This window comes from Prosthecobacter sp. Pr1, from assembly GCF_057652315.1.
This window is the reverse complement of the sequence record NZ_JBYFBS010000005.1, coordinates 414,857-435,954: the sequence shown is the minus strand read 5'-3', so window position 1 is coordinate 435,954 and position 21,098 is coordinate 414,857. Positions and strand designations below refer to the sequence as shown.

Here is a 21,098-nt window from a genome sequence, read left to right as displayed (position 1 = left end):
CTATTTTTTAACACATGTTCGAGTCCATTCGTCGTGCCCGCTTGCAACGCGAAGGGCTTTCCTGCGGTAAAACCCGCCGAAAGCACCAGGAAGGGGATCTGCTTGACGAGATGCGCACGCATCCTGCGGGCACGGTGGGGGCTTACGTTCTGTTTTTCGTTGGCATCGGCATCCTGATGCGCCTCGGCACCCAGGTGGAGGCCGGACTGCCTGCCGTCACCTGGCTGCATATGCTCTATGCTGGGGCCATTGGCTTTGCCATGGTGGTGCATGAGCGCGTGGCACTGCGGCATGACATCTGTGACAACGGCGTGCTCCTGCTGGTGCTGGGCACCATCTTCACCCATCTTGCCCTCGTGGTGCTCATGCTGGATCTGTCCTTCAGCCAGAGCTGGGGCAAGACGCTCAAGGCCATCGTGCTTCCTCATGCCTTTGGCCCGGTGGTGCTGTCCGTGATTCTTGGTCGGCGCATCGGCCTCTTTGGGGCCATCTACGCCACCCTCTTCGGGGTGCTGGTCTGCATTTCCATTTCGGCTCCCACCTACATGGCCACATCGGCCCTGCTCGGCTTCACCGGAGTGCTCCTCACCAAGCATGTGCGCCGTCGCAACCGTCTCTTCATGGCGGGGCTCTACGTCGGACTCGTGGCCATGGCTTATTCGCTCCTGCTGCATGAGGCCGCTGGCGTCATCATGGAGGAAAAAATCGGCCGCATGGTGGGCCTGCCGCTGCTCATCGGCGTCGTCACCGGCATGGCCGTGGGCGGCTTGCTGCCGGTGATGGAAAGTGTCTTCGGTGTCACCACGGATGTGTCCTGGCTGGAACTCGGAGATTTGAACCACCCGCTGATGCGCCGCCTCAGCATCGAAGCACCCGGCACCTACCATCACAGCCTCGTCGTGGCGAATCTCTCCGAGGCCGCTGCGGAGAAGATTGGTGCCAGCGCCAGCATGTGCCGCGTGTGCGCCTACTTCCATGACATCGGCAAGCTCAGCAAGCCGGAGTACTTCATCGAGAACATGGACCCCTCGGCCAATCCGCATGAGGACCTCACGCCGCGCATGAGTGCGCTGGTGATCATCGCGCACGTCAAGGATGGCGTGGATCTCGCCATCAAGCACAACCTCAACTCGCGCATCATCGACGTCATCGAGCAGCACCACGGTAACTCGCTCGCGTGGTTCTTCTACCGTCAGGCGCTGGATCAGAAAGCCGAGGTGGAGCGTCTGGTGAAGCAGGCCAAGGCCAAGGAGGACGACGTCCCGCAGGTGAGCGAGGAAACCTTCCGCTATCCGGGCCCGCGTCCGCAGTTCAAGGAATCCGCCATCATCTCCCTGGCAGACGCCGTGGAGAGCGCCTCCCGCACGCTGGACAAACCCAATGCCTCACGCATTGAAACGATGATCGACGACATCGTGCAGGCACGCATGATGGACGGCCAGTTGGATGAATGTGATCTCACCATCGCCGAACTGGCCAGGATCAAGGCCAGCTTTGCCAAAACCCTGCTCAGCATGATGCATGGCCGCATCAAGTATCAGAAGGCCGTTGAGACCAAGCCTTCAACACAGCAGTCTCATGCAAGGGAGGAAGCCAAGCCCGTGCTGGTGGGCGATGAAGAAACCGAAGCCTCGGCAAAAATCGTCGAAGCCTCCTTTTCCAGCCCCGCCGCTGACGAGACCGCCCCCGTCAAGAAGCCCCGCAGCCGTAAATCTCCCCCAGCCTCCGCCGCCTGATGCCGCTGCCGAAGCTCCGTATTTATAACCGGCAGAAAGCCCACTCCATCCCGCTGCCCTGGCTGCGGCGCATCGGCAAAGCCGCGCTGCCCGGGTGCCTCGCCGCCCTCAAATCTCCGGACGCCCCGCTCGCCTCGCTGGAGGAGATCGAGATCACCATCGTCGATGACGCCGACATCGCCCGCGTGCACGCCGATTTCCTCGACGATCCCACGCCCACGGACGTCATCACCTTCCACCACGGCGAGATCCTCATCAGCGCCGACACCGCCCTGCGCCAGGGCACTGAGCACGGCCAGACCCTCGACCACGAGGTGGCCCTCTACCTCGTCCACGGCCTCATGCACCTCGCTGGCTGGGACGATCATGAGCCGGAAGAGGCCAAAGAGATGGCACAGCGCCAAGAGGCCATCCTGCAAGGAGCATTGGCCGCAAAGAGCCTCAAAAAGGAACAAAAAAACTGATCAAGATCTGATCTGTTTTTTGCGAGTCTTTGCGTCTTTTTGCGGCCAACGAATGCCTTACTGCTCCAGCACCTTCAGCGCATTGCGCAGCAGCGTGAGTCCGGCTTCCTGGCTTTTCTCCGGGTGGAACTGCACGGCCACGAGGTTCTTTTTGGCGATGCCGCTGATGAAGCTGACGCCGTAGTCGGTGCGGCAAAGGGCGAGGGATTCATCCTGCACGTCCGGGTAGTAGGAGTGCACAAAGTAGACGTAAGTTGGGTTTGGCAATCCGGACCACACGGCAGCCTGTTCTGGAGCCCACTGGGCGACGTTCCAGCCCATGTGGGGGATCTTGAGGCCGCTGGTGGGATCGAACTTGCGCACCAGACCTTTGGCCACGCAGAGGCCTTCCACGCCGGGGGATTCTTCGCTGCTTTCAAACAGGAGCTGGTAGCCCAGGCAGATGCCGAGGTAGGGCTTTTCCGCTTTCAACCAGGCCTGCAGGGGCTCCCAGAGGCCGGTCTCCTTGAGGATGCGGATGGAGTCGCCAAAGGCACCCTGGCCGGGGAAGACGAGGACATCGATGGCATCGAAGTCTTCCGGCTTGGTGACGAGGTTGGCGTGGGCGTCGATCGCATCAAAAGCATTCAGCACGCTGCGGAGGTTTCCGCCGCCGTAATCAAGCACTCCGAGTTTCATCACAGGACGTCCTTGGTGCTGGGGATGCCGGTGACGCGGGGATCATGCTTCGTTGCAGCATCCAGTGCGCGGGCAAGACCTTTGAAGATGGCTTCGGCCATGTGGTGCGCATCGCGACCACGGCGGATTTCGACGTGCAGTGTCGCCAGCAGGCTGGAGGAGAAAGCGCGGAGGAATTCTTCCACGAGCTGGTAGCTGAAGCGGTTCACGCCACCGATGGCTTCCACGTTTTCAGGCGCGTGATAGCTGAGGAAGGAGCGGCCGCTGAGGTCGAGCGCGACTTCGGCGAGGGTTTCATCCATGGGCAGGAGGAAGAAGCCGTAGCGCACGATGCCCGCCTTGTTGCCCAGGGCTTCGCGGAAGCAGTTGCCGAGCACGATGCCGGTGTCTTCGACGGAGTGGTGGTAATCCACCTCGATGTCGCCCACGCACTTCACCTTGAGGTCAAAGAGGCCGTGCTTGGTGAACAACGTCAGCATGTGGTCAAAGAACGGCACTCCGGTGTCGATCTGTGATTTGCCGGACCCATCGACATTGAGTTCGATCTCAATGTCGGTCTCGGCGGTTTTGCGGTGCTGCTTGGCGGTTCTGGCTTGGCTCATTTGGGGAGGGGCAATGAACACGCGTTTCCCCGTAGTGCAACCGTCTCGGTTGCCTCATCACAGGCGTCAGGCGAGCAGGCCCTTCACCAGCTTTCCTTGGATGTCCGTGAGCCGGTAGCGCCGGCCCTGGAACTTGTACGTCAGGCGTTCGTGGTCGATGCCGAGGAGGTGCATGAGCGTGGCGTGGAAGTCGTGGATGTGCAGACCGTCCTTCACGGTGTTGTAGCCGAAGTCGTCGGTTTCGCCATAGACGGAGCCTGCCTTGATGCCGCCGCCGGCGAACCAGGCGCTGAAGCAGCGGGGGTGGTGGTCGCGGCCGAAGTTGGTGCTGATCTTGCCCTGGCAGTAGGCGGTGCGACCGAATTCGCCGCCCCAGACGACGAGGGTGTCGTCCAGCAGGCCGCGCTGCTTGAGGTCCTTTACCAGTGCGGCTGCGGGCTGATCGGTTTCTTTGCAGAGTTTTGGTAATGCACCGGGCAGACCGCCGTGGTGGTCCCAGTCCTGGTGGTAGAGCTGGATGAAGCGCACGCCTTTTTCCGCGAGACGACGCGCTTGCAGGCAGTTCGCGGCAAAGGTGCCGGGTGTTTTCACATCGGGTCCGTAGCTGTCGAGGATGTGCTGCGGCTCATCGCTGAGGTCGGTGACTTCGGGGATGCTGGTCTGCATGCGGAAGGCCATTTCATAGTGGTCGATGCGGTTCTGGATTTCGGCATCGGGTGTCCCTGTGAACTGGTGCTCATGCAGTTCCTTGAGGCGGTCCAGCATGAGCCTGCGGCTGTCAGCGCTGACACCGGCGGGGTTGCCGAGGTAGAGCACGGGGTCCTTGGCGGCGCGGAAGAGCACACCTTGATGTTTCGTGGGCAGGAAGCCGCTGCCCCAGAGATGGGAGCCGAGCGGCTGGCCACCTTTGCCCTTGGTGATTAGGACGGTGAACGATGGCAAATTCGCATTCTCCGCGCCGAGGCCGTAGCTGAGCCACGAGCCGAAGCTGGGCCGTCCGGCGATTTGGGATCCCGTTTGGAAAAACGTCACACCGGGGCCATGATTGATCGACTCCGTGTACATCGAGCGGACCACGCAGAGATCATTCGCGATGCTCGCGGTGTGCGGCAGCAGTTCGCTGAACCATCCACCGGCCTGACCATGCTGGGTGAACTTGAAGGGAGAGCCCACCATGGGAATGGAGGACTGATTTCCCGACATGCCGGTCAGTCGCTGACCACCGCGCACGGAATCGGGAAGCTGCTCTCCGTTGCGTTTGTTGAGCAGCGGCTTGTAGTCAAACAGGTCCAAGTGGGATGGACCGCCGGACATGAAGAGGTAGATGATGCGCTTGGCCTTTGGCGCAAAGTGAGTGCCGCCGAGCACGCCATGGTCTGCGGGTTCGGAGCCTTGGGCGAGAAGCTCGTTCAAAGCGATGCCGCCGAGGCCCATGCCAAAGCGGTTGAGGAGTGTGCGGCGGTTGAGAGGTGAATTTGAAGGGTTCATGGGAGCTGCGGTAAGAAGCGAGTGCGAGTCATGAAAGGCACTCAATGAAGGCGGGGAGTCGTTTGTTTTTTGCCTGACTTAGTGATGGAAAGAGCGAAAGCGCGACAGCGTCTTGGAGTGCGGTGGGAAGCGCAGCGCCACACCGCTTTCGCAGGCCGGACGGCAGTTTCAGGCTCAAGAACAGCCTGCACCTCGCGAAAGCGGTGTCGCCGATGCAGGCTTGCGCCGTGCATCTCTGCCACCGCACTCCAAGACGCTGTCGCGTTGATTGAATGCGCCCGGCTGGGATTCGTGTCCTTGAGCAATTTGCGTTCATGAAAGAGCTTTTAAGAGAGGGCGGTCAGTGGTTCAAATCTCACCGTTTCACCACACAAGCATCGTGGTTCAAGAAGGCCTGTGCGAGCACCGTTGCCGCAGCGGCTTGTGGCAGGGGGATGGCGGGATTGCGTTTGGCATTGCCGGTTTTAAGCAGTACTTCCGCTTCTTTGGGAACGGCTTTGAAATGGGTGAGCTGCTCTTGGTAGAGCTGGGTGCAGATCTGCACTTCCTTGGCGTCGGGCTTGCGGCTAAGGCAGCGGAGGAAGCCGAGTTCGATCATCTTGGGGAGATCGCCTTTGGTTTCTTGATGCAGCTTTTCGCCGAGGACGCGGGCGGCTTCGACGTATTGGACTCCGTTGAGGAGGATGAGGGCCTGGAGGGGGGAGTCGGTGCGTTCGCGTTTGGAGATGCAGACGGCGCGGCGGGGGGCGTCAAAGGCGACCATGGCGGGCGGGGGGCTGGTGCGGCGCCAGTTGGTGTAGATGCTGCGGCGATACACGGCATCGCCCGCGCTGGGGCCAATGGGCTTGAAGGCTTCGGTCATTTCATAAGGATAGACCGGCGCACCACCCATGGTGAGTTTGAGCAAGCCAGCGGCTGCGAGGGCGTTGTCGCGGATCATCTCGGCGGGCAGGCGGAAGTGCGGGCCGCGTGCGAGCCATTGGTTCTCGGGATCGTCGGCCATGGTCTTGGCATCGGCGATGCTGCGCTGGAGATAGACTTTGCTGGTGACGATCTCCTGAATCAGCGCCTTCACGTTCCAGCCGCTTTGAATGAACTTCATGGCGAGGTAATTGAGCAGCTCTCGATGCAGGGGGCGCTCGCCCTGGCTGCCAAAGTCTTCCGCCGTCTTCACCAGTCCGCGTCCGAACAGGCTCTGCCAGATGCGATTCACGGTGACGCGGGCGGTAAGTGGATGGTCGGGTGCGGTGAGCCACTGCGCGTAGCCGAGACGGTTCTTGGGGGCTTTTTTGGGGAAAGGGGGAAGGAATGCGGGCGTGGCAGGGCCGACCTCGTCACCGCGCTTGTCATACTCGCCACGTGTCAGCACATAGGCCTTCTTGGGCTGCGGCAGTTCTTGCATGACCATGATTTCCTTCTGCGCATCGGCAAAGGCGGTGACCTCTGCGCGTGCGGCTTTGAGTTCAGCGAGCAGCGGTTCCAGCTTGGCATCAAAGGGCAGTGAGAGGTCGCGATTGAAGATGCGCAGGTCATCCACCAGTCCGTTTTTAAAGCCGCGATCCCGCATGCGCTCGCCGAGGCTGATGTTGTCATGGCCACCGCCGGTGATGTTCTTGGTGAGGTGGTCTTTGATGATGTCCACGGCGGCCAGTTTGCCATTGATGAAGATCTTCAGGCCGGAGGCGCGGCTGCTGCCGTCGTTGGTCACGATGACCTGTGTCCACTCATTGAGCGGCACCTTGGCCTGCGTGCGGATGGAGATGGCGTTGCCGGGCCAGAAGTGAATCAGGGACCACTTGATGCGGCCATTTTCGATGAGGAGTTCATAGCCGCGGCTGGCGGCATCTGTCCAAGCCTGGGAGCGATGCAGCACCACAGCGCGGTCCTTCTCGTCCGGGGTTTGCAGCCAGAGGGAGATGCTGAAGGGATCGTGGCGTTGGAAGTTTCCCAGCGGTGTGTCCACCGAGTCATCGCCGGTGAACTGGATCGCGCTGCCGAGTTTGCCGGACACGAGTTTGTTTTCGCCTTTGAGGATCGCCTCGGGGCCCGGAGGTGGGGCTTTGGCGTCTTTCTTTTTCTGTGCGGGTGTTTTGTCCTTCGCGTCTGCGGCTACCTTTGGCTGAGGAGGTGCGGGTGGCGGTGCGGGATGGAGGGCATCGGCGAGCTTGTTGCCTTTGAGTTCGTCGAAGGTGAAATGGGCGATCTGGCCTTCCAGTGATGCAGGCACTCCTGCCTGCAGTTCGAGCGTTGTGCGGGCAGGAGTGCCCGCATCACTTAGCTTTGCTTCCAGCGCTTTCACCTTGGAATTCAGTGCCGCCATTTTCTCTTTGGCGGGTGCGTCCATCATCATGAGCGCGGGTGTGGGCGGGGAGGGAGTGAAGTAGGAATACAGGCCTGCTTCGTCGATGTTCTGCAGCATGGAGAACAAACCGTAATAGTCCTTCTGCTTGATGGGGTCATACTTGTGATCGTGGCAGCGTGAGCACTCGAAGGTAAGGCCGAGGAAGGCGGTGGCGACGGTCTGCACGCGGTCGGCCACGTACTCCACGCGGTACTCCTCCTCGACGCTGCCGCCTTCGCTTTCCTGCTGGTGCATGCGGTTGAAAGCGGTCGCGAGAATCTGTTCGTCGGTGGGATTGGGCAGCAGATCGCCCGCGAGCTGCCAGGTGATGAACTGGTTGAAGGGGAGGTTCTCGTTGTAGGACTTCACCACCCAGTCGCGCCAGGGCCAGACTTCGCGTTCGCGATCCACCTGGAAGCCGTAGCTGTCGGCGTAGCGAGATACATCCAGCCAGTCCACCGCCATGCGTTCGCCATAGTGAGGTGAGGCGAGGAGGCGAGTGACGAGATGCTGGATGCTTGATGCAGGATTGAACTCGTGTTCGGTGACGAAGGCGCTGATCTCCTCGGGTGATGGAGGCAGGCCGGTGAGGTCAAAGCTCAGACGGCGAATGAGGGTTTCGGGTGTGGCTTCGGGCTGCAGTTTCAAGCCCAGCTCTGACAGTCCGGCGCTGACGATCTTGTCGATGCTCTGATCCTTGGTGGATTCGGGCTTCAAGGAGATGAAGGCCCAGTGGGCCTCATACTCAGCGCCTTCGTTGATCCATTGCTTCAAGATGGCGATTTCAGCGGGTGTGAGATCGCCGAGCTTGGACTTGGCCGGTGGCATGTGGTCGTCGGCATCGGTGGTGAGGATGCGCTGGATCAGCTCGCTGACTTCGGCTTTGCCGGGCAGGAAGGCCTTGGCCTCGATGGCGGCATCGCGTTCATCCAGTCGGAGATCGGCCTCGCGCTTCTTGGGATCAGGGCCGTGGCAGAAGAAGCACTTGTCCGAGAGGATGGGCCGCACATCGCGGTTGAACTTCACCTTCGCGGGTGCTGCCGGTAGCAGGGCGGGGAAGGAGAGGAGGAAAATGAGAAGCCGGTGCATGAGTGGAAGGATGCTGCCAGAACAAACGGCGCGCGCCTATGCCTCTTTATGGATGTTTTGTGTCTTATTCTGCTGCTGGATATGCGAAAAGCTGGTGAATGAAGGCTGCGATTGCGTATCTGATTCCATAGATACGCATGCCGATCCGCCGCAAATACCTGAACTACACCACGCCGTGGGGCGTGGATCTGGCGCGCGTGGCGCAGTCTGGCTGGACGCCGTTTTTGATTCATGAAAGCGGCTATCAGCCAGCCTTGGACAATTGGAATCATCAGGGCGTTGATTCGCCTTTTTGGCGTTTCTATTACAACCCGAAGCCGGGCTGCCATCTCCTGTTTGAAGGGCGCAAGATTCCGCTGGGGCCCAAGTGCGCGGTGCTGATTCCGGCTGACACGGTGTTTGACTGCTGCGGCCCGGTGAAGGCGAGCCACTTCTGGCTGCATTTTACGACAGCGCGGCCGGGAGTGACGATTCCTGCGGCTCCCATCGTCATCGAGGTGGATGAAGTGCTGCGAGCAATGCTGAGCCAGATGATTGCGACGCATCGTGAGCCCCCTGCTGAATTGCGCGATCATCGGCTGCATCATTTGAGCGCGGCATTGCTGCATACGGTTTTTGCCGGGTTGGAAACGGAAGCGCCGCCGGTGATGCCCGAGCGGCTTGCCGAAGTGCTGGCACTCATTGCGCGTGCGCCGCACGGCAAGCTGACGAACCCATTTTTAGCGGAGCGTGCGGGGATGAGTGTGGAGCGGTTCATCCGTGCCTTTCGTGAACACACAGGGCAGACGCCTGCGGCATATGTGCTGGGCACTCGGGTGCGTCTGGCGGGTGAGGCGCTGGCGCTGACGGACAAGACGATTGAGCAAATCGCCGTGGAGTTTGGGTTTCCGAACCGGCATTACTTCAGCCGCATGTTTGCGCGGCAGGTGGGGTGCGGGCCGGGGGAGTTTCGACAGCGGCAAAGGGAGCGGAAGGGAAGATGAGGCGGGAAAGCATCAGTGCTGGAATTCATTCGTGATAAACACCGCCCCTGTTGTGCATTCCGCTCGTATTCGCCTGATCCATGAGCGAGAAGGAATCCTTGATGCTGCGTTACATTCTTCTCTGGTTCGTCATGCTGATCATTGCGATCGGCAACGGCGTTCTTCGCGAAACGACGTTTGGCAAAGTGCTGCCCGAACTGCGTGCGCACCAGCTTTCGACACTCATTGGAGCGGTGCTCATGGGCGTGTTCATCTGGTTTGTCATCCACGAGTGGCCGCCATCTTCCAGTGGAGAGGCTTTCACCATTGGGGCTGTTTGGCTGTGCCTCACCGTTGTCTTCGAGTGCTTCATGGGGATGGTGCTGCGCAAACGTCCGCTGGCCGAGGTGCTGGCCGACTACAACTTGCTGGCCGGTCGCGTGTGGGTGTTCTTGCTGCTCTGGATCATGGTCGCGCCATGGCTCTTTTTCGTTTTGAGAAGTGTCTGACAAAGCAGAGCTGGCACCTATATTGTTGATGCTGAAACGGCATGTCTCTTTCCGCCTCCATCTCGCTCAGGACAGTCAAGCTTCTCCATACTTGCGTGTGGGCATTCTTCGTTGCCTGCATCATCGCCATTCCCTTCGCGGCCATTCATTCGGCTTATGGGGTGGCGGCGCTTCTGATTGTCGTCGTGGGCATTGAGGTGCTGGTTCTATTCCTCCATTCCTGGCAGTGCCCCCTGACTGCTGTCGCTGGGCGCTACACGACCGAGCGTCGCGCCAACTTCGACATTTACCTGCCTGAATGGCTGGCACGCCACAACCAAACCATTTTTGGCACCCTTTACGTGGTGGGCGTCCTCTTCACCCTTGTTCGCTGGGTGCGCTCCTAGTGGGCGGCGTTTCGCACTTCTCCATTTACTGGTATTATACGTCATGTTTTTGCCACTCTCAAATCGGACCGTCGTCGGGGCTCTCACTGTGCTTGCGGTGTTTCAGGCGCTGTCTGCTTTCTTCGGTGCTTTCCTCGCGGTCGCACGCAATGGGGCTGGTGTCTCCTTGGAGAATCTGGAGGGCAGCCCGTTTACCACCTACCTCGTGCCGGGCCTGATCCTTGGCGGGGTCGTCGGCGGCACCCAACTGGCCGCTGCGGTGGCGCTGCTGGCGAAGCGACGCATGGCGCTCCTGCTCTCAGCCGTGGCCGGATTCGGCATGCTCATCTGGATCTTCGTGGAGCTGGTGATCATACGTCAGTACTCCTGGCTCCAGTCCGCGTATTTCGCGCTGGGCGTGCTGGAACTGAGCTTCGTTCTGGCCCTGCTGGGAATTGCACCCACGCTTTGTCAGCCGCTGCAGTGGCCGGAGGTGGAGCGCTCCTGTGCGACTGACCTCCTTGACGAGGGATAGGTCACGGTTGAGGAAGCATCCCAAACATGGATGACGATGACGACTTTATGGGGCAACTTGATCGTCGCAGGACCACAGCGGCAGGCAGCGAAGTCCGCCATAATGCCGGCGTGATCGGAAAGGCGGGTGAGTAGGTCAGCGCTTTGCAGCTTCGCTTTATGCCAGCACACCCTTCACGAGATTCCCGGCGATGCCGGTGAGGCGCATGTCGAGGCCCTGGAACTTGTAGTTGAGGCGTTCGTGATTGATGCCGAGGAGATGCATGAGGGTGGCATTGAGATCGTGCACGTGCACGGGGTCGCGGACGATGTTGTAGCTGTAGTCGTCGGTTTCGCCGTAGGTGGTGCCTTTCTTCACGCCGCCGCCGGCCATGAAGAGGGAGTAGCAGCGCGGATGGTGGTCGCGGCCGTAGTTCGTGGCGGTGAGCGTGCCCTGTGAGTAGATGGTGCGGCCGAATTCGCCACCCCAGACGATGAGGGTGTCATCGAGCAGGCCACGCTGTTTCAAATCTTTGATGAGCGCGGTGGTGGGCTGGTCGGTATCGCGGCATTGGCCGCGGATGGCGGCGGGCAGGCCACCGTGATGATCCCAGCCCATGTGGAAGAGCTGGATGCAGCGCACATCGCGCTCAGCGAGGCGGCGTGCGAGCAGGCAGTTTGCGGCAAAGGTGCCGGGCTTTTTGACATCGGGGCCGTAGCTGTCGAGCACGTGCTGCGGCTCTTTGGAGGTGTCCACCAGATCGGGCACGCTCATCTGCATGCGGAAGGCCATTTCGTACTGGGAGATGCGTGCGGTGGTTTCGGGATCGCCGAAGGATTCGAAGTCGCGTTGATTGAGCGCGGCGATTTCATCGAGCATCTGTCGGCGCATGGGGCGGTCCACGCCGGCGGGATTGGAGAGGAAGAGGACGGGGTCGCCGGCATTGCGGAAGCGCACGCCCTGATGCTGGGTGGGCAGGAAGCCGCTGCCCCAGAGGCGGTCGTAGAGCGGCTGGTCATCGCGACGTCCCGTGCCAAAGGAAGTCATGACGACATAGGCGGGCAGATCGCGGTTGGCACTGCCGAGGCCGTAGCTGAGCCAGGCACCGATGCTGGGGCGTCCGGCGAGCTGGGAGCCGGTCTGGCAGAAAGTGATGGCGGGATCGTGATTGATCGCCTCCGTGAACATGGAGCGGATGACGCACATCTCATCGGCCACGGTGGAGAGATGGGGGAAGAGTTCGCTCAACCAGACGCCGCCTTGACCATGCTGTGCGAATTTGAAGATGGATGGGGCGACGGGAAAAGCCTTCTGACCTGAGGTCATCGTGGTGAGACGCTGTCCCTGACGAATGCTGGCGGGCAGATCCTCGGCGCGGTGTTTTTCCATCTGCGGCTTTGGATCGAACAGATCGAGCTGAGATGGTGCGCCGGACTGGAAGAGATAGATGATGCGCTTGGCCTTGGGCGCGAAGTTCGGGAAGTAACGCGCGGGGGATGCGGCGGCGGCTTCGTCCTGCAGCAGTGAACCGAGCGCAGCAGCACCGATGGCCGCCGAGGAGTTCTTGAGGAAGATGCGGCGGTTGAGCCGGTCTTGAAATTGAAGGGCTGGATGATTCATATCAGTCGCGGGTGATGACGCGGTCGAGGTTGAGGAGGACGGCTGCGGTGGTGGTGTAGGCGGCGAGTTCTGCGGGAGGAAGCGAGGCGTCGGCCTTGGTAGCGCCTTGAGAGATTAGGGCTGTGGCTTCGGCGGGCTTGGCTTGGAACTCGGTGATGCGCTTGTTCAGGCCGACAGTGAGTTGCTTGAGCGCTGCGGGGTCTATGGCGCGAGCAGTGGCGCGCTGGAAGCCGTAGGCGATGCGCTGCTCCGGCGTGGTGCCACCGTGCTGCATCATTTGTTGAGCAAGACCGCGTGCGGCTTCGACGAAGGTGACTTCATTGAGCAGGGAGAGCGCCTGCAGCGGGGTGTTGGTGCGGCTGCGCTTCACGGTGCAGATTTCACGCGTGGGGGCATCGAAGAGCAGCATGGTGGGCGGTGCTGCGGTGCGTTTCCAGATGGTGTAGAAGCTGCGGCGGTACAAGCCTTCGCCGGTGTCGGCCTTGTAGCCGCGGAGGTCGCCATATTTGCTGGTATCATCCCACACGCCATCTGGCATGTAGGGCTTCACGCTGGGGCCGCCGACTTTCGGCACGAGCAGGCCGGCGATGGCGAGCGCCTGATCACGCACGACTTCACCGGGAAGACGGAAACGTGGGCCGCGTGCGAGGAGGCGGTTCTCGGGATCTTTTTCGAGCAAGGCAGGCGTGAGCTTGGACGATTGCCGGTAGGTGGCGCTCATGACGATGAGCTTCTGCATGGCCTTCATGTCCCAGCCGCAGCGGATGAACTCGGTGGCCAGCCAGTCGAGCAGTTCCGGATGCACCGGATACTCCGACTGCGTGCCGAGGTTCTCGGTGGATTTGGACAAGCCGTAGCCGAAGAATTTCTCCCAAGCACGATTCACCCACACGCGTGCGGTGAGAGGGTTTTCAGGCGAGACGATCCACTGGGCGAGACCCAGGCGATTGTCGGGCGCGTTCTTCGGCATGGGCGGCAGCACGGCAGGCGTGACCATGCTGACCTTGTCTCCGGGTTTGTCATATTCGCCGCGGTTGAGGATGAAAGCATCGCGCACGGGGCCTTCTTTCATGACCATCACGGAAGGGACGCTGCGCTCGTATTTTTCCAGCTCTGCTTTGGCTGCGGCGAGGGCGTAGTCGGCATCGCGCAGGGGGCTGTCCACACTGGCGCGGTAGTATTTTTCAAGCTCGCTGCGCTGCTGTGGCGTGCGGTTTTCGGTGGGCGTTTTCATCACGGCCAGCACTGCGGCAGGCGGGCCACCCGTGCCATCGATGCTGGCAAGCGCGGGCTCGGCATCGGTGGTGGAAAGGCGGAAGCGGCCCACATTGTGTCCGGCAAAAGTGGACTGATGCAGCATGCGCACGGTGATGGTGGCACCGGCGGGGACGTGCACGGCTTTATCCACGATGAACATGGCATTGCGCTCCACGCGTTTCTTGGGGTCGTTGCCGTCGATGGCCCAGCCGTTCTTTGGATTGTTGTCGAGCAGGAGCTTCACATCGTAACCCTTTTGCGCGTAGTCGGCCTCAGCACGAGTGAAGGTGATTTTGGCGGGGGGCTTCAAGGTGGGAGCGGAGATGGTGCCCTCGATGCCGGTGAGGACGAAGTTGCCATTGGAGGCGCGGCCCAGGCTTTGATTGGGCAGTGTAGGATCTGGCAAAGCCTCCAGCAGCAGGCCGGTGAAGCTGCCTTCGGCGAGCGGTGCTGTGATGGTGTAAATGTCAGAGTTGGGATTGCGACCTCCGGCGATCCATGAGGCATCCGGCAGTTTGCGCAGCGCGGCTCCGCCTTGGGACTTGGCTTCACTTATCGGAAGCACTTCCCACATGGGCTTTTTGGCGGCTTCGGGATTTTCCATGTCGGCCTCCCAACTGGCCACGAGGTTGGGCAGTTGGAGCTGGGTCTCGGTGACTTTGGCCTGAGCGGCGTCGATCTTTTTGCGGAGCTTGGCCAGTTCCATCTCTTCCTCCTTGTCGGGCACCTGGATCACCGGATCGGAGTTGCCACCGCTGCGATTGGATGTGCCCTGAATGGTGCCGCTTTCGGCGATGTTGTTGAAGAAGGCGAAGAGCGAGTAGAAGTCCTTTTGAGTGAAGGGATCATACTTGTGATCGTGGCAGCGGCAGCAGTTCAGCGTGAGGCCGAGCCAGGTGAAGCTGGTGGTTTCCACGCGGTCGATGATGTTCTCAATGCGCCACTCCTCCGCGATGATGCCGCCTTCGCCATTGAGGCGATGGTTGCGATTGAATCCTGTGGCGACGATTTGATCGCGCGTCGCATTGGGCAGGAGATCGCCGCCGATTTGTTCCAAGGTGAACTGATCGAATGGCTTGTTATCGTTGAAGGCTTTGATGACCCAGTCGCGCCAGGGCCACATGGAGCGGCTGCTGTCCGTCTGGAAGCCATGGCTGTCGGCAAAGCGGGCGAAGTCGAGCCACTGCATGGCCATGCGCTCGCCGTAGTGCTCGGATTTGAGGAGGCGGTCCACGACGTTTTCATAGGCCTTGGGGCTGGTGTCTTTTTCAAAGGCGGCGATTTCTTCCAAGGTGGGTGGCAGACCGGTGAGATCGAGCGACACACGGCGCAGGAGCGTGGCGCGATCGGCTTCGGGTGATGGGGAGAGGTTTTCCTCCTGAAGACGCTCGGCGATGAAAGAGTCGATCTCGTTGCGGAGGGTGAATTTCGGATCGGTGATCTTCGGCACGGGGGAGCGCTCGGGTTTGAGGAAGGCCCAGTGGCCCTGATACTCGGCGCCTTCGCTGATCCATTGGCGTAGGATTGCTTTCTCTTCGGCGGTCAAAGGCTTGCCGTCTTTGTCGGGCGGCATCACGTCATCATTGTCGTGCGGGAGTTCCACACGCGCGATGAGCTGGCTCAGTTCGGGCTTGCCGGGGACGAGGGCGATGTCTCCGGACTTTGCGGGCTTGATCGCCTGATCACGCAGATCCAGCCGCAGGTCGCCTTTGCGGTGGGCGGCATCGGTGCCGTGGCAATGAAAGCACTTTTCATTGAGGATGGGCCGCACATCGCGGTTGTATTTCAGTTTGGCGGACTTCGCCGAGAGCAGGGCGGGGAAGGCCAGGAGGATGAGAAGGGCTTGGCGCATGGGTTGGACGTTGTGAGGGTAACGTCCGTAGAACCCCGCCTTTTCGTGGGATTGTGATGCACTATCTTGCTCAGTCGGCCATCTGATCCGCAATTTCTTCCGCCGGATACGTCCAGATCTCGCTCAGCGTGGGATGGTAATGCGGGATGGCCATGAACTGCTGCACGGTGGCGTGGAAGTTCATGGCGATGACGACTTCGTGGATGAGCTCAGTGGCTTCAGGACCGACGACGCAGGCTCCGAGGATCTCGCCGGTTTTCATGTGCGCGAGCATCTTCACGAAGCCGGCGGTCTCGCCCATGACCATGGATTTGCCGTGGTCATTGAAGGGGTAGCTGGCCTCAAGGAACGGGATGTTGTGGGCTTTGAGCTTTTCGGTGGTGGCACCGACGACGGCGACCTGCGGGTGCGAGAACACGCCGAAGAGAGTGAGGCGGTAGTCGATGGTTTCATCAGCCGCGTTGCCCTGAATGAGTTTCGCGGCATTACGGGCGGCGATTTCGCCCTGCTGGATGGCGATGTGTACGACATCGAGCGGGCTGCAGACATCGCCAGCGGCAAAGATGTGCGGCTGGGAGGTCTGCATGCGGTCGTTGACGATGACCTTGGATTTGTGCAGGGCGACTTTGGCGGCGTCCAGCGCGAGACTCTTCGTGGCGGGAACGCGACCCATGGCGAGGAGGATTTCATCGACGAGGATCGCGTGGGTGTGGCCGTCTTGGGTGAAGGCAATGCGCTTGCGGCCTTCGTGGGTGGAGACGTTGCTGAGGTGCGTGCCGAGATGAACCGCCATGCCGCGCTCGGTGTAGGCTTTGGCGATGACATCGCTGCATTCGCGGTCGAGGCCGGTGAGTAGCTGGGTGTTGCGCTGGAGGAGCGTCACGTGGCAGCCCATGGCTTCGAGGTAGTGGGCCATCTCCAAAGCGATGGCACCGCCACCGAGGACGGCGATGGTTTTGGGCAGGGTGTCGGCATCGAGCACATCGTCGCTGGTCCAGTAACCAGTTTCGGACAGGCCGGGGACGGCAGGGACCATGACTTCAGAACCGGTGGCGATGCAGAAGCTGCGAGCGGTGGCTTGGAAGGATGCGGAGCCGTCGCGTGGGAGAACTTCAACGGTGTGGGCATCCACAAAGCGTGCGTGGCCGCGATAGAGGGCGAAGCGACCGTCTTCGAGCTGGCCCTGGCGGTAGCCGGCGAAGTCGGCGATGAGGGTGCGCTTGCGGTCGCGAATGGTGCGGACATCCACGCCGTGGGAGGTGGCTTTGAGGCCGAACTCTGCTGCGTGACGAATATGGAGCTGGCGGTTGGCGGATTCGATGAGGGTCTTGCTGGGCATGCAGCCGCGCAGGATGCAGAGGCCGCCGAGCTCGGATGCGCCGTCGATGACTGCAACACGGAGGCCGGCGCTGTGGGCGGTGCGGGCTGCTGCGTAACCGCCGCTGCCGCCGCCGATGACGATGAAGTCGAAAGAGTGTTCTGACATGAGGAGAAGTGCAGGGGAGATACGGATTGCGCAAGGCCCTGGCTCCTTTTGTCTGATTTCGCCCAAACTTTGTCCTTCAAAACCCAAGGGCGGATTTCGTAGCATTCAGGAACCAACCCTTTTGCTGCCACCATGAAGACTCGCCGTTCTTTTCTGTCTCAGATCATCGCCAGCGGTGTCGCGCCGGTGTTTATTCCGGCGCATGTGCTGCGCTCGCAGACGGCGCCGTCGAATAAAATCACGCTGGGGGTCATTGGTGTGGGCTCGCAAGGGACGCATGACATGCGGGCGTTTTTGAATCATGAGGATGTGCGGGTGACGGCGGTCTGCGACGTGAACAAGAAGAACATCGAGCGTGCGCAGCAGGCAGTGGCGGAACGGTATGGCAGTGCGGACGTGAAGGTGCTGAGTGACTTCCGCGAACTGAACCGGGACAAGTCGATCGATGCGGTGCTGATGGCGCTGCCGGTGCACTGGCACAGCATCCCGGCGACGGATGCGATTTTGAATGGCAAGCACATCTACCATGAGAAGCCGATGGGGATGTCCATGCAGGAGTCCAAGCACGTGCGCGCGGCGGTGAAGAAGACAGGGGTGGTGTTTCAGTTTGGCACGCAGCAGCGCAGCGATCTGAAGTTCCGCTGGGCCTGCGAGCTGGCGCGCAACGGGCGCCTGGGCAAGCTGAAGGGGATTCAAGTGGGCGTTCCGGGAGGAAAGATCGGTCCTGATTTTCCGGAGCAGCCGGTGCCGGAGCATGTGGACTGGGAGCGCTGGGTGGGGCCTGCGCCGATGTCTTCGTTCAACGTGGAGAAGCTCAAGCGCGACAACCACGAGAACATCACGAACTTTTCGCTCGGCATGATTTCATGCTGGGGGATTCATCATCTCGACATCGCCCAATGGGGCAACGGCACGGATGAGACGGGGCCGATCAGTGTGGAAGGAGAGGCGACGTATCCTGACAAAGGCGGCTGCGATGCCGTGCTGACGTGGAAGATGCGGATGGAGTATGCGAATGCGGCACCGATCACGTTTGTGAACGAGAAGAACATGGGCATCGGCCATGGCACGCGGTTCATCGGTGAGAACGGCTGGGTGCATGTGCTGCGGGGCAACATCAAGGCGAGTGATGATGCGATTCTGCGTGACCCGGCGAACAAGGAGGGGACGATGCCGATCAAGCTCATCGCCAGCATCGAGCACACGCGCAATTTTGTGGATGCGATCAAGAACAAGCAGCGGGCGATTTGTGACATTGAAACGGCGGTGCGTTCGGACACGCTGCCGCAGCTCACGGCGATGGCGCTGAAGGCGAAGCGCAAGCTGCTGTGGGACCCGAAGGCGGAGACTTTCACCAATGACGAGGCGGCGAATGCGCTCATGAATGCGCGGACGTTCCGTGGGGAGTGGAAGCTGCCGGAGATCGGGTGAGGGTCGGTAGGTTGGGTGTGTTTGGCGTCGAAGAAATTGCAACGTCCCGCAGCATGCTCCGCCAAACCGCCCGACTGCGAGGACATTCGCAGGCCATATTGTTTTCAGCATGCTGACAGACGGGCGGGCTGTCGCCACACCCATCCTACAGGCTGCTACCGCCGCTGCCTGACCGCTTCGAACAAGATCGCGGCTCCCGCAGCAGCCACGTTCAGGGATTCCACGGTGGAGTGGAGGGGAATGCGCACGCGGGCGTCGCAGGCGGCCATGATCTCGGGGCTGGCACCGCGGCCTTCGTTGCCGAGGATGAGGAGGGTGGGCTGGCGCCAGTCGTAATCGTAATGAAGCAGGTCGGCTTCGCCGGTGGCGACGACGGTTTTGAGGCCTCGGCTGCGGCAGGTCTCGATGGTGCCGAGGCCGGAGACATCGGGGAGGATGGGCAGGCGGAAGGCAGAGCCCATGGAACTGCGCAGTGTTTTGGGGGAGAAGGCGTCCGCAGAGCCTGCGAAGGAGAAAAGGCCGCTCGCGCCGGCGGATTCGGCGGTGCGCACGAGGGTGCCGAGATTGCCGGGGTCTTGGATGCGGTCGAGACCGAGGATGAGGGGAGCAGGGTTTGCAAAGAGGGCATCCAGTGCCGGCCACGGGCGCTCGGCGATGACGATGATGCCCTGGGTGGAGGTGGTGTCGCTAAGGGATTCGAGGACGGACTCCGAGAGCTGGAAGACCGGGCAGGAGATGCGCTCCAGCAGGGCCAGCTGGGCTGCGGAAGGCGCGGCGGCGGTGAAGCAGGCCTGCAGTGGAAGGCCGGACGAAACGCACTCAGCCACGAGGCGTTCACCTTCGATGAAGATCAGGTCACGCTCACGGCCTTCGCGGACTCTGCGGGCGTGTTTGATGCGTTCGTTGGATGAGCTGGTGATGAGCATGCGGGGGAGGGGACCATCTATCGGCTAATCCTGTTGTAAATCCATTTGCCGAATGAACTCGGGCGTTTATTATCACAACCCCTCACGAATGTGCCTGCATAGCTCAGTGGTAGAGCAGCGGTTTTGTAAACCGCAGGTCGTCGGTTCGAACCCGACTGCTGGCTCCATTCGAGTCTTTTAAGACACCTGGTGCCAATGGTTTAGTGGGGGGGCGAAGCGAACGCAGAGGAAATCAACGTCCTCCTGAACCTGACCGGTTCACGAGGTTTGTCTTGAGGCTCGAAGAAAAGGCTGCTGCGGTCCGTTTGTCGCTCATGAGACTTCTTCTGGTTCTTCTTGTCACGAATTCGCTGTGCGCCGCCGAACTCCGCATCGGCTCAGCCACAGTCAGCATCACGCCGGACAAGCCGGTGGCACTGGCTGGACAGTTTGGCACGCGCATTTCGCAAAGCGTGGAAGCTCCGGTTATCGCCGCCGCCGTGGCGATTGAGTCGGTGGAAGGCGGCAAGGTGGTCGATCAGAGCATTCTCATCTCCTGCGACCTCGTGGCGATCCATCACTCCGTGCTCGCCCAGTTTCGGCAGCATTTGAAGCCGCTGCTGCCCGATTTCGATGTGCGGAAGGTCATCGTGTCCGCCACGCACACGCACACCGCGCCGGTGACGTCCGAGATTTCAGAGGAGACGCTGATCACCTATGCGATTCCCAAGGAAGGCGTCATGAAGCCGGTGGAATACACTGCGTTTCTCGTCGAGCGGCTCTCGCAAGCCGCTGTGCAGGCCTGGAAGGAGCGCAAACCGGGTGGTGTGAGCTGGACGCTCGGTTTTGCCCAGATCGGCGAAAACCGCCGCTCGGTCTTCGCCGATGGTCATGCACAAATGTATGCGAAGACGAATGACGCTCGGTTCCGGCATCTGGAAGCCGGCTCCGATTCGGGTGTCGAGACGCTGTTCTTCTGGAATGCGGAGAAGCAGCTTCAAGCCGTCGCGATCAACATCGCGTGCCCATCGCAGGAAGTGGAGAGCCGCAGCGCGCTCAACGCCGACTTCTGGCATGATGCACGGGAGCAGTTGAAGACCAGATTGAACCTGCCTGATCTCACGGTGCTCGGCTGGTGCAGCGCGGCCGGTGATCAATCGCCGCATCCGCAGTACCGCAAGGACGCCGAGGCACGCATGATCGCCCTGCGGGGTCTCACGCGGCAGCAGGAACTCGGCCGCCGCATCAGCAATGCCGTTTACGACACGGTCGATGCTGCAAAGGCCGACATCCGCACGGATGCGCCCTTTGGCCACATCGTTGAAGACCTGCCACTGCCGCCGCGCAGGATCCTCGAACGCGAGTATGTGGACGCGAAGAAAAACATCGCGCAATACAGCGTCGTCGAGAAGCCGGACAACCGCGTCATCACGATGCTGAAGCTTGAGCAGGGCATCATGAAGCGGTTCGAAGAGGCGGACAAGCTGCCGGCTTATGACATGGAGCTTCATGTGCTGCGCCTCGGCGACATCGCCATCACCACGAACACGTTTGAGCTGTATCTCGACTGGGGCATCCAGATGAAGGCCCGCAGCCCCGCGCAGCAGACCTTTGTGCTCCAGCTTACGAATGGCTGCGGCATGTATCTGCCCACCGCGCTCGCCATCGAAGGCGGCAGCTACAGCGGTCTGCCTCACGTGAACAGGGTCGGTCCCGAAGCCGGGCAAATCCTCGTCGATCAAACCGTGCGTGCCATGCAGGCCCTGTTTCCATCACCGGCCGTGGTGAAATAAACATGT

At 60.9% G+C, this 21,098-nt stretch carries 16 protein-coding genes and 1 tRNA gene; 9 read left to right on the top strand and 8 right to left on the bottom strand.

Annotation, left to right across the window (positions count from 1 at the left end):
• Positions 1-14 precede the first annotated feature (14 nt).
• Positions 15-1,736: an HD family phosphohydrolase gene (locus AC24GY_RS11580; protein ID WP_487682974.1), complete on the top strand. Its 1,722-nt coding sequence runs from the start codon at positions 15-17 to the stop codon at positions 1,734-1,736.
• Positions 1,736-2,200 carry an rRNA maturation RNase YbeY gene (gene ybeY, locus AC24GY_RS11575; protein WP_487682972.1) on the top strand — a complete coding sequence of 155 codons (465 nt, stop codon included), beginning with the start codon at positions 1,736-1,738 and terminating at the stop codon, positions 2,198-2,200. Before AC24GY_RS11580 ends, ybeY begins: the two co-directional genes overlap by 1 nt.
• 57 nt (positions 2,201-2,257) lie before the next feature.
• Here ybeY and hisH read toward each other — a convergent pair whose 3' ends face one another.
• The 4 genes from hisH to AC24GY_RS11555 all read right to left on the bottom strand — a co-directional run bounded on the left by hisH (position 2,258) and on the right by AC24GY_RS11555 (position 8,398).
• Positions 2,258-2,878: an imidazole glycerol phosphate synthase subunit HisH gene (gene hisH / locus AC24GY_RS11570; RefSeq protein ID WP_422321165.1), complete on the bottom strand. Its 621-nt coding sequence runs from the start codon at positions 2,876-2,878 to the stop codon at positions 2,258-2,260.
• The gene (gene hisB / locus AC24GY_RS11565) at positions 2,878-3,480 is read right to left on the bottom strand and encodes an imidazoleglycerol-phosphate dehydratase HisB (RefSeq protein WP_487682970.1); all 603 of its coding nucleotides are present in this window, start codon (positions 3,478-3,480) and stop codon (positions 2,878-2,880) included. Before hisB ends, hisH begins: the two co-directional genes overlap by 1 nt.
• A 66-nt stretch (positions 3,481-3,546) precedes the next feature.
• Positions 3,547-4,968 (bottom strand): DUF1501 domain-containing protein, encoded by a 1,422-nt coding sequence (locus AC24GY_RS11560; RefSeq protein WP_487682968.1) that lies wholly within the window; start codon positions 4,966-4,968, stop codon positions 3,547-3,549.
• Between the two features lie 355 nt (positions 4,969-5,323).
• Positions 5,324-8,398: a DUF1553 domain-containing protein gene (locus tag AC24GY_RS11555; protein WP_487682966.1), complete on the bottom strand. Its 3,075-nt coding sequence runs from the start codon at positions 8,396-8,398 to the stop codon at positions 5,324-5,326.
• Between the two features lie 137 nt (positions 8,399-8,535).
• On the opposite strand from AC24GY_RS11555, the gene AC24GY_RS11550 reads away from it, so the two are divergent.
• The 4 genes from AC24GY_RS11550 (at position 8,536) to AC24GY_RS11535 (ending at position 10,769) form a co-directional block, all read left to right on the top strand.
• Positions 8,536-9,381, top strand: a complete 846-nt coding sequence (locus AC24GY_RS11550) for a helix-turn-helix domain-containing protein (RefSeq protein WP_487682964.1) — start codon at positions 8,536-8,538, stop codon at positions 9,379-9,381.
• An 80-nt stretch (positions 9,382-9,461) separates the two neighbouring features.
• Positions 9,462-9,869: a hypothetical protein gene (locus tag AC24GY_RS11545; RefSeq protein ID WP_487682962.1), complete on the top strand. Its 408-nt coding sequence runs from the start codon at positions 9,462-9,464 to the stop codon at positions 9,867-9,869.
• A 41-nt stretch (positions 9,870-9,910) separates the two neighbouring features.
• A complete protein-coding gene (locus AC24GY_RS11540) occupies positions 9,911-10,255 on the top strand; it encodes a hypothetical protein (RefSeq protein ID WP_487682960.1) in 345 nt (114 codons plus the stop codon).
• Between the two features lie 43 nt (positions 10,256-10,298).
• Positions 10,299-10,769, top strand: a complete 471-nt coding sequence (locus tag AC24GY_RS11535) for a hypothetical protein (RefSeq protein WP_487682958.1) — start codon at positions 10,299-10,301, stop codon at positions 10,767-10,769.
• 156 nt (positions 10,770-10,925) lie between these two features.
• Here AC24GY_RS11535 and AC24GY_RS11530 read toward each other — a convergent pair whose 3' ends face one another.
• The 3 genes from AC24GY_RS11530 to AC24GY_RS11520 all read right to left on the bottom strand — a co-directional run bounded on the left by AC24GY_RS11530 (position 10,926) and on the right by AC24GY_RS11520 (position 16,963).
• Positions 10,926-12,368, bottom strand: coding sequence for a DUF1501 domain-containing protein (locus tag AC24GY_RS11530; RefSeq protein ID WP_487682956.1), 1,443 nt, complete (start codon positions 12,366-12,368; stop codon positions 10,926-10,928).
• Position 12,369: 1 nt separating this feature from the next.
• Entirely contained in the window at positions 12,370-15,477 is a 3,108-nt protein-coding gene (locus AC24GY_RS11525) for a PSD1 and planctomycete cytochrome C domain-containing protein (RefSeq protein WP_487682954.1), read from the bottom strand.
• Positions 15,478-15,547: 70 nt separating this feature from the next.
• Positions 15,548-16,963 (bottom strand): dihydrolipoyl dehydrogenase family protein, encoded by a 1,416-nt coding sequence (locus AC24GY_RS11520; protein WP_487682952.1) that lies wholly within the window; start codon positions 16,961-16,963, stop codon positions 15,548-15,550.
• Positions 16,964-17,095: 132 nt separating this feature from the next.
• Here AC24GY_RS11520 and AC24GY_RS11515 point away from each other — a divergent pair, with 132 nt between their 5' ends.
• Positions 17,096-18,394 (top strand): Gfo/Idh/MocA family protein, encoded by a 1,299-nt coding sequence (locus AC24GY_RS11515; RefSeq protein ID WP_487682950.1) that lies wholly within the window; start codon positions 17,096-17,098, stop codon positions 18,392-18,394.
• Between the two features lie 155 nt (positions 18,395-18,549).
• On the opposite strand, the gene AC24GY_RS11510 is transcribed toward AC24GY_RS11515, so the two are convergent.
• A complete protein-coding gene (locus AC24GY_RS11510; protein WP_487682948.1) occupies positions 18,550-19,320 on the bottom strand; it encodes a TrmH family RNA methyltransferase in 771 nt (256 codons plus the stop codon).
• 92 nt (positions 19,321-19,412) lie between these two features.
• Here AC24GY_RS11510 and AC24GY_RS11505 point away from each other — a divergent pair.
• Together AC24GY_RS11505 and AC24GY_RS11500 are read left to right on the top strand one after the other, a co-directional pair.
• Positions 19,413-19,487 (top strand) — tRNA-Thr (locus AC24GY_RS11505).
• Between the two features lie 147 nt (positions 19,488-19,634).
• Complete coding sequence (locus AC24GY_RS11500; protein WP_487682946.1) at positions 19,635-21,092, top strand: hypothetical protein; 1,458 nt, start codon at positions 19,635-19,637, stop codon at positions 21,090-21,092.
• The last annotated feature ends 6 nt before the right edge of the window (positions 21,093-21,098 follow it).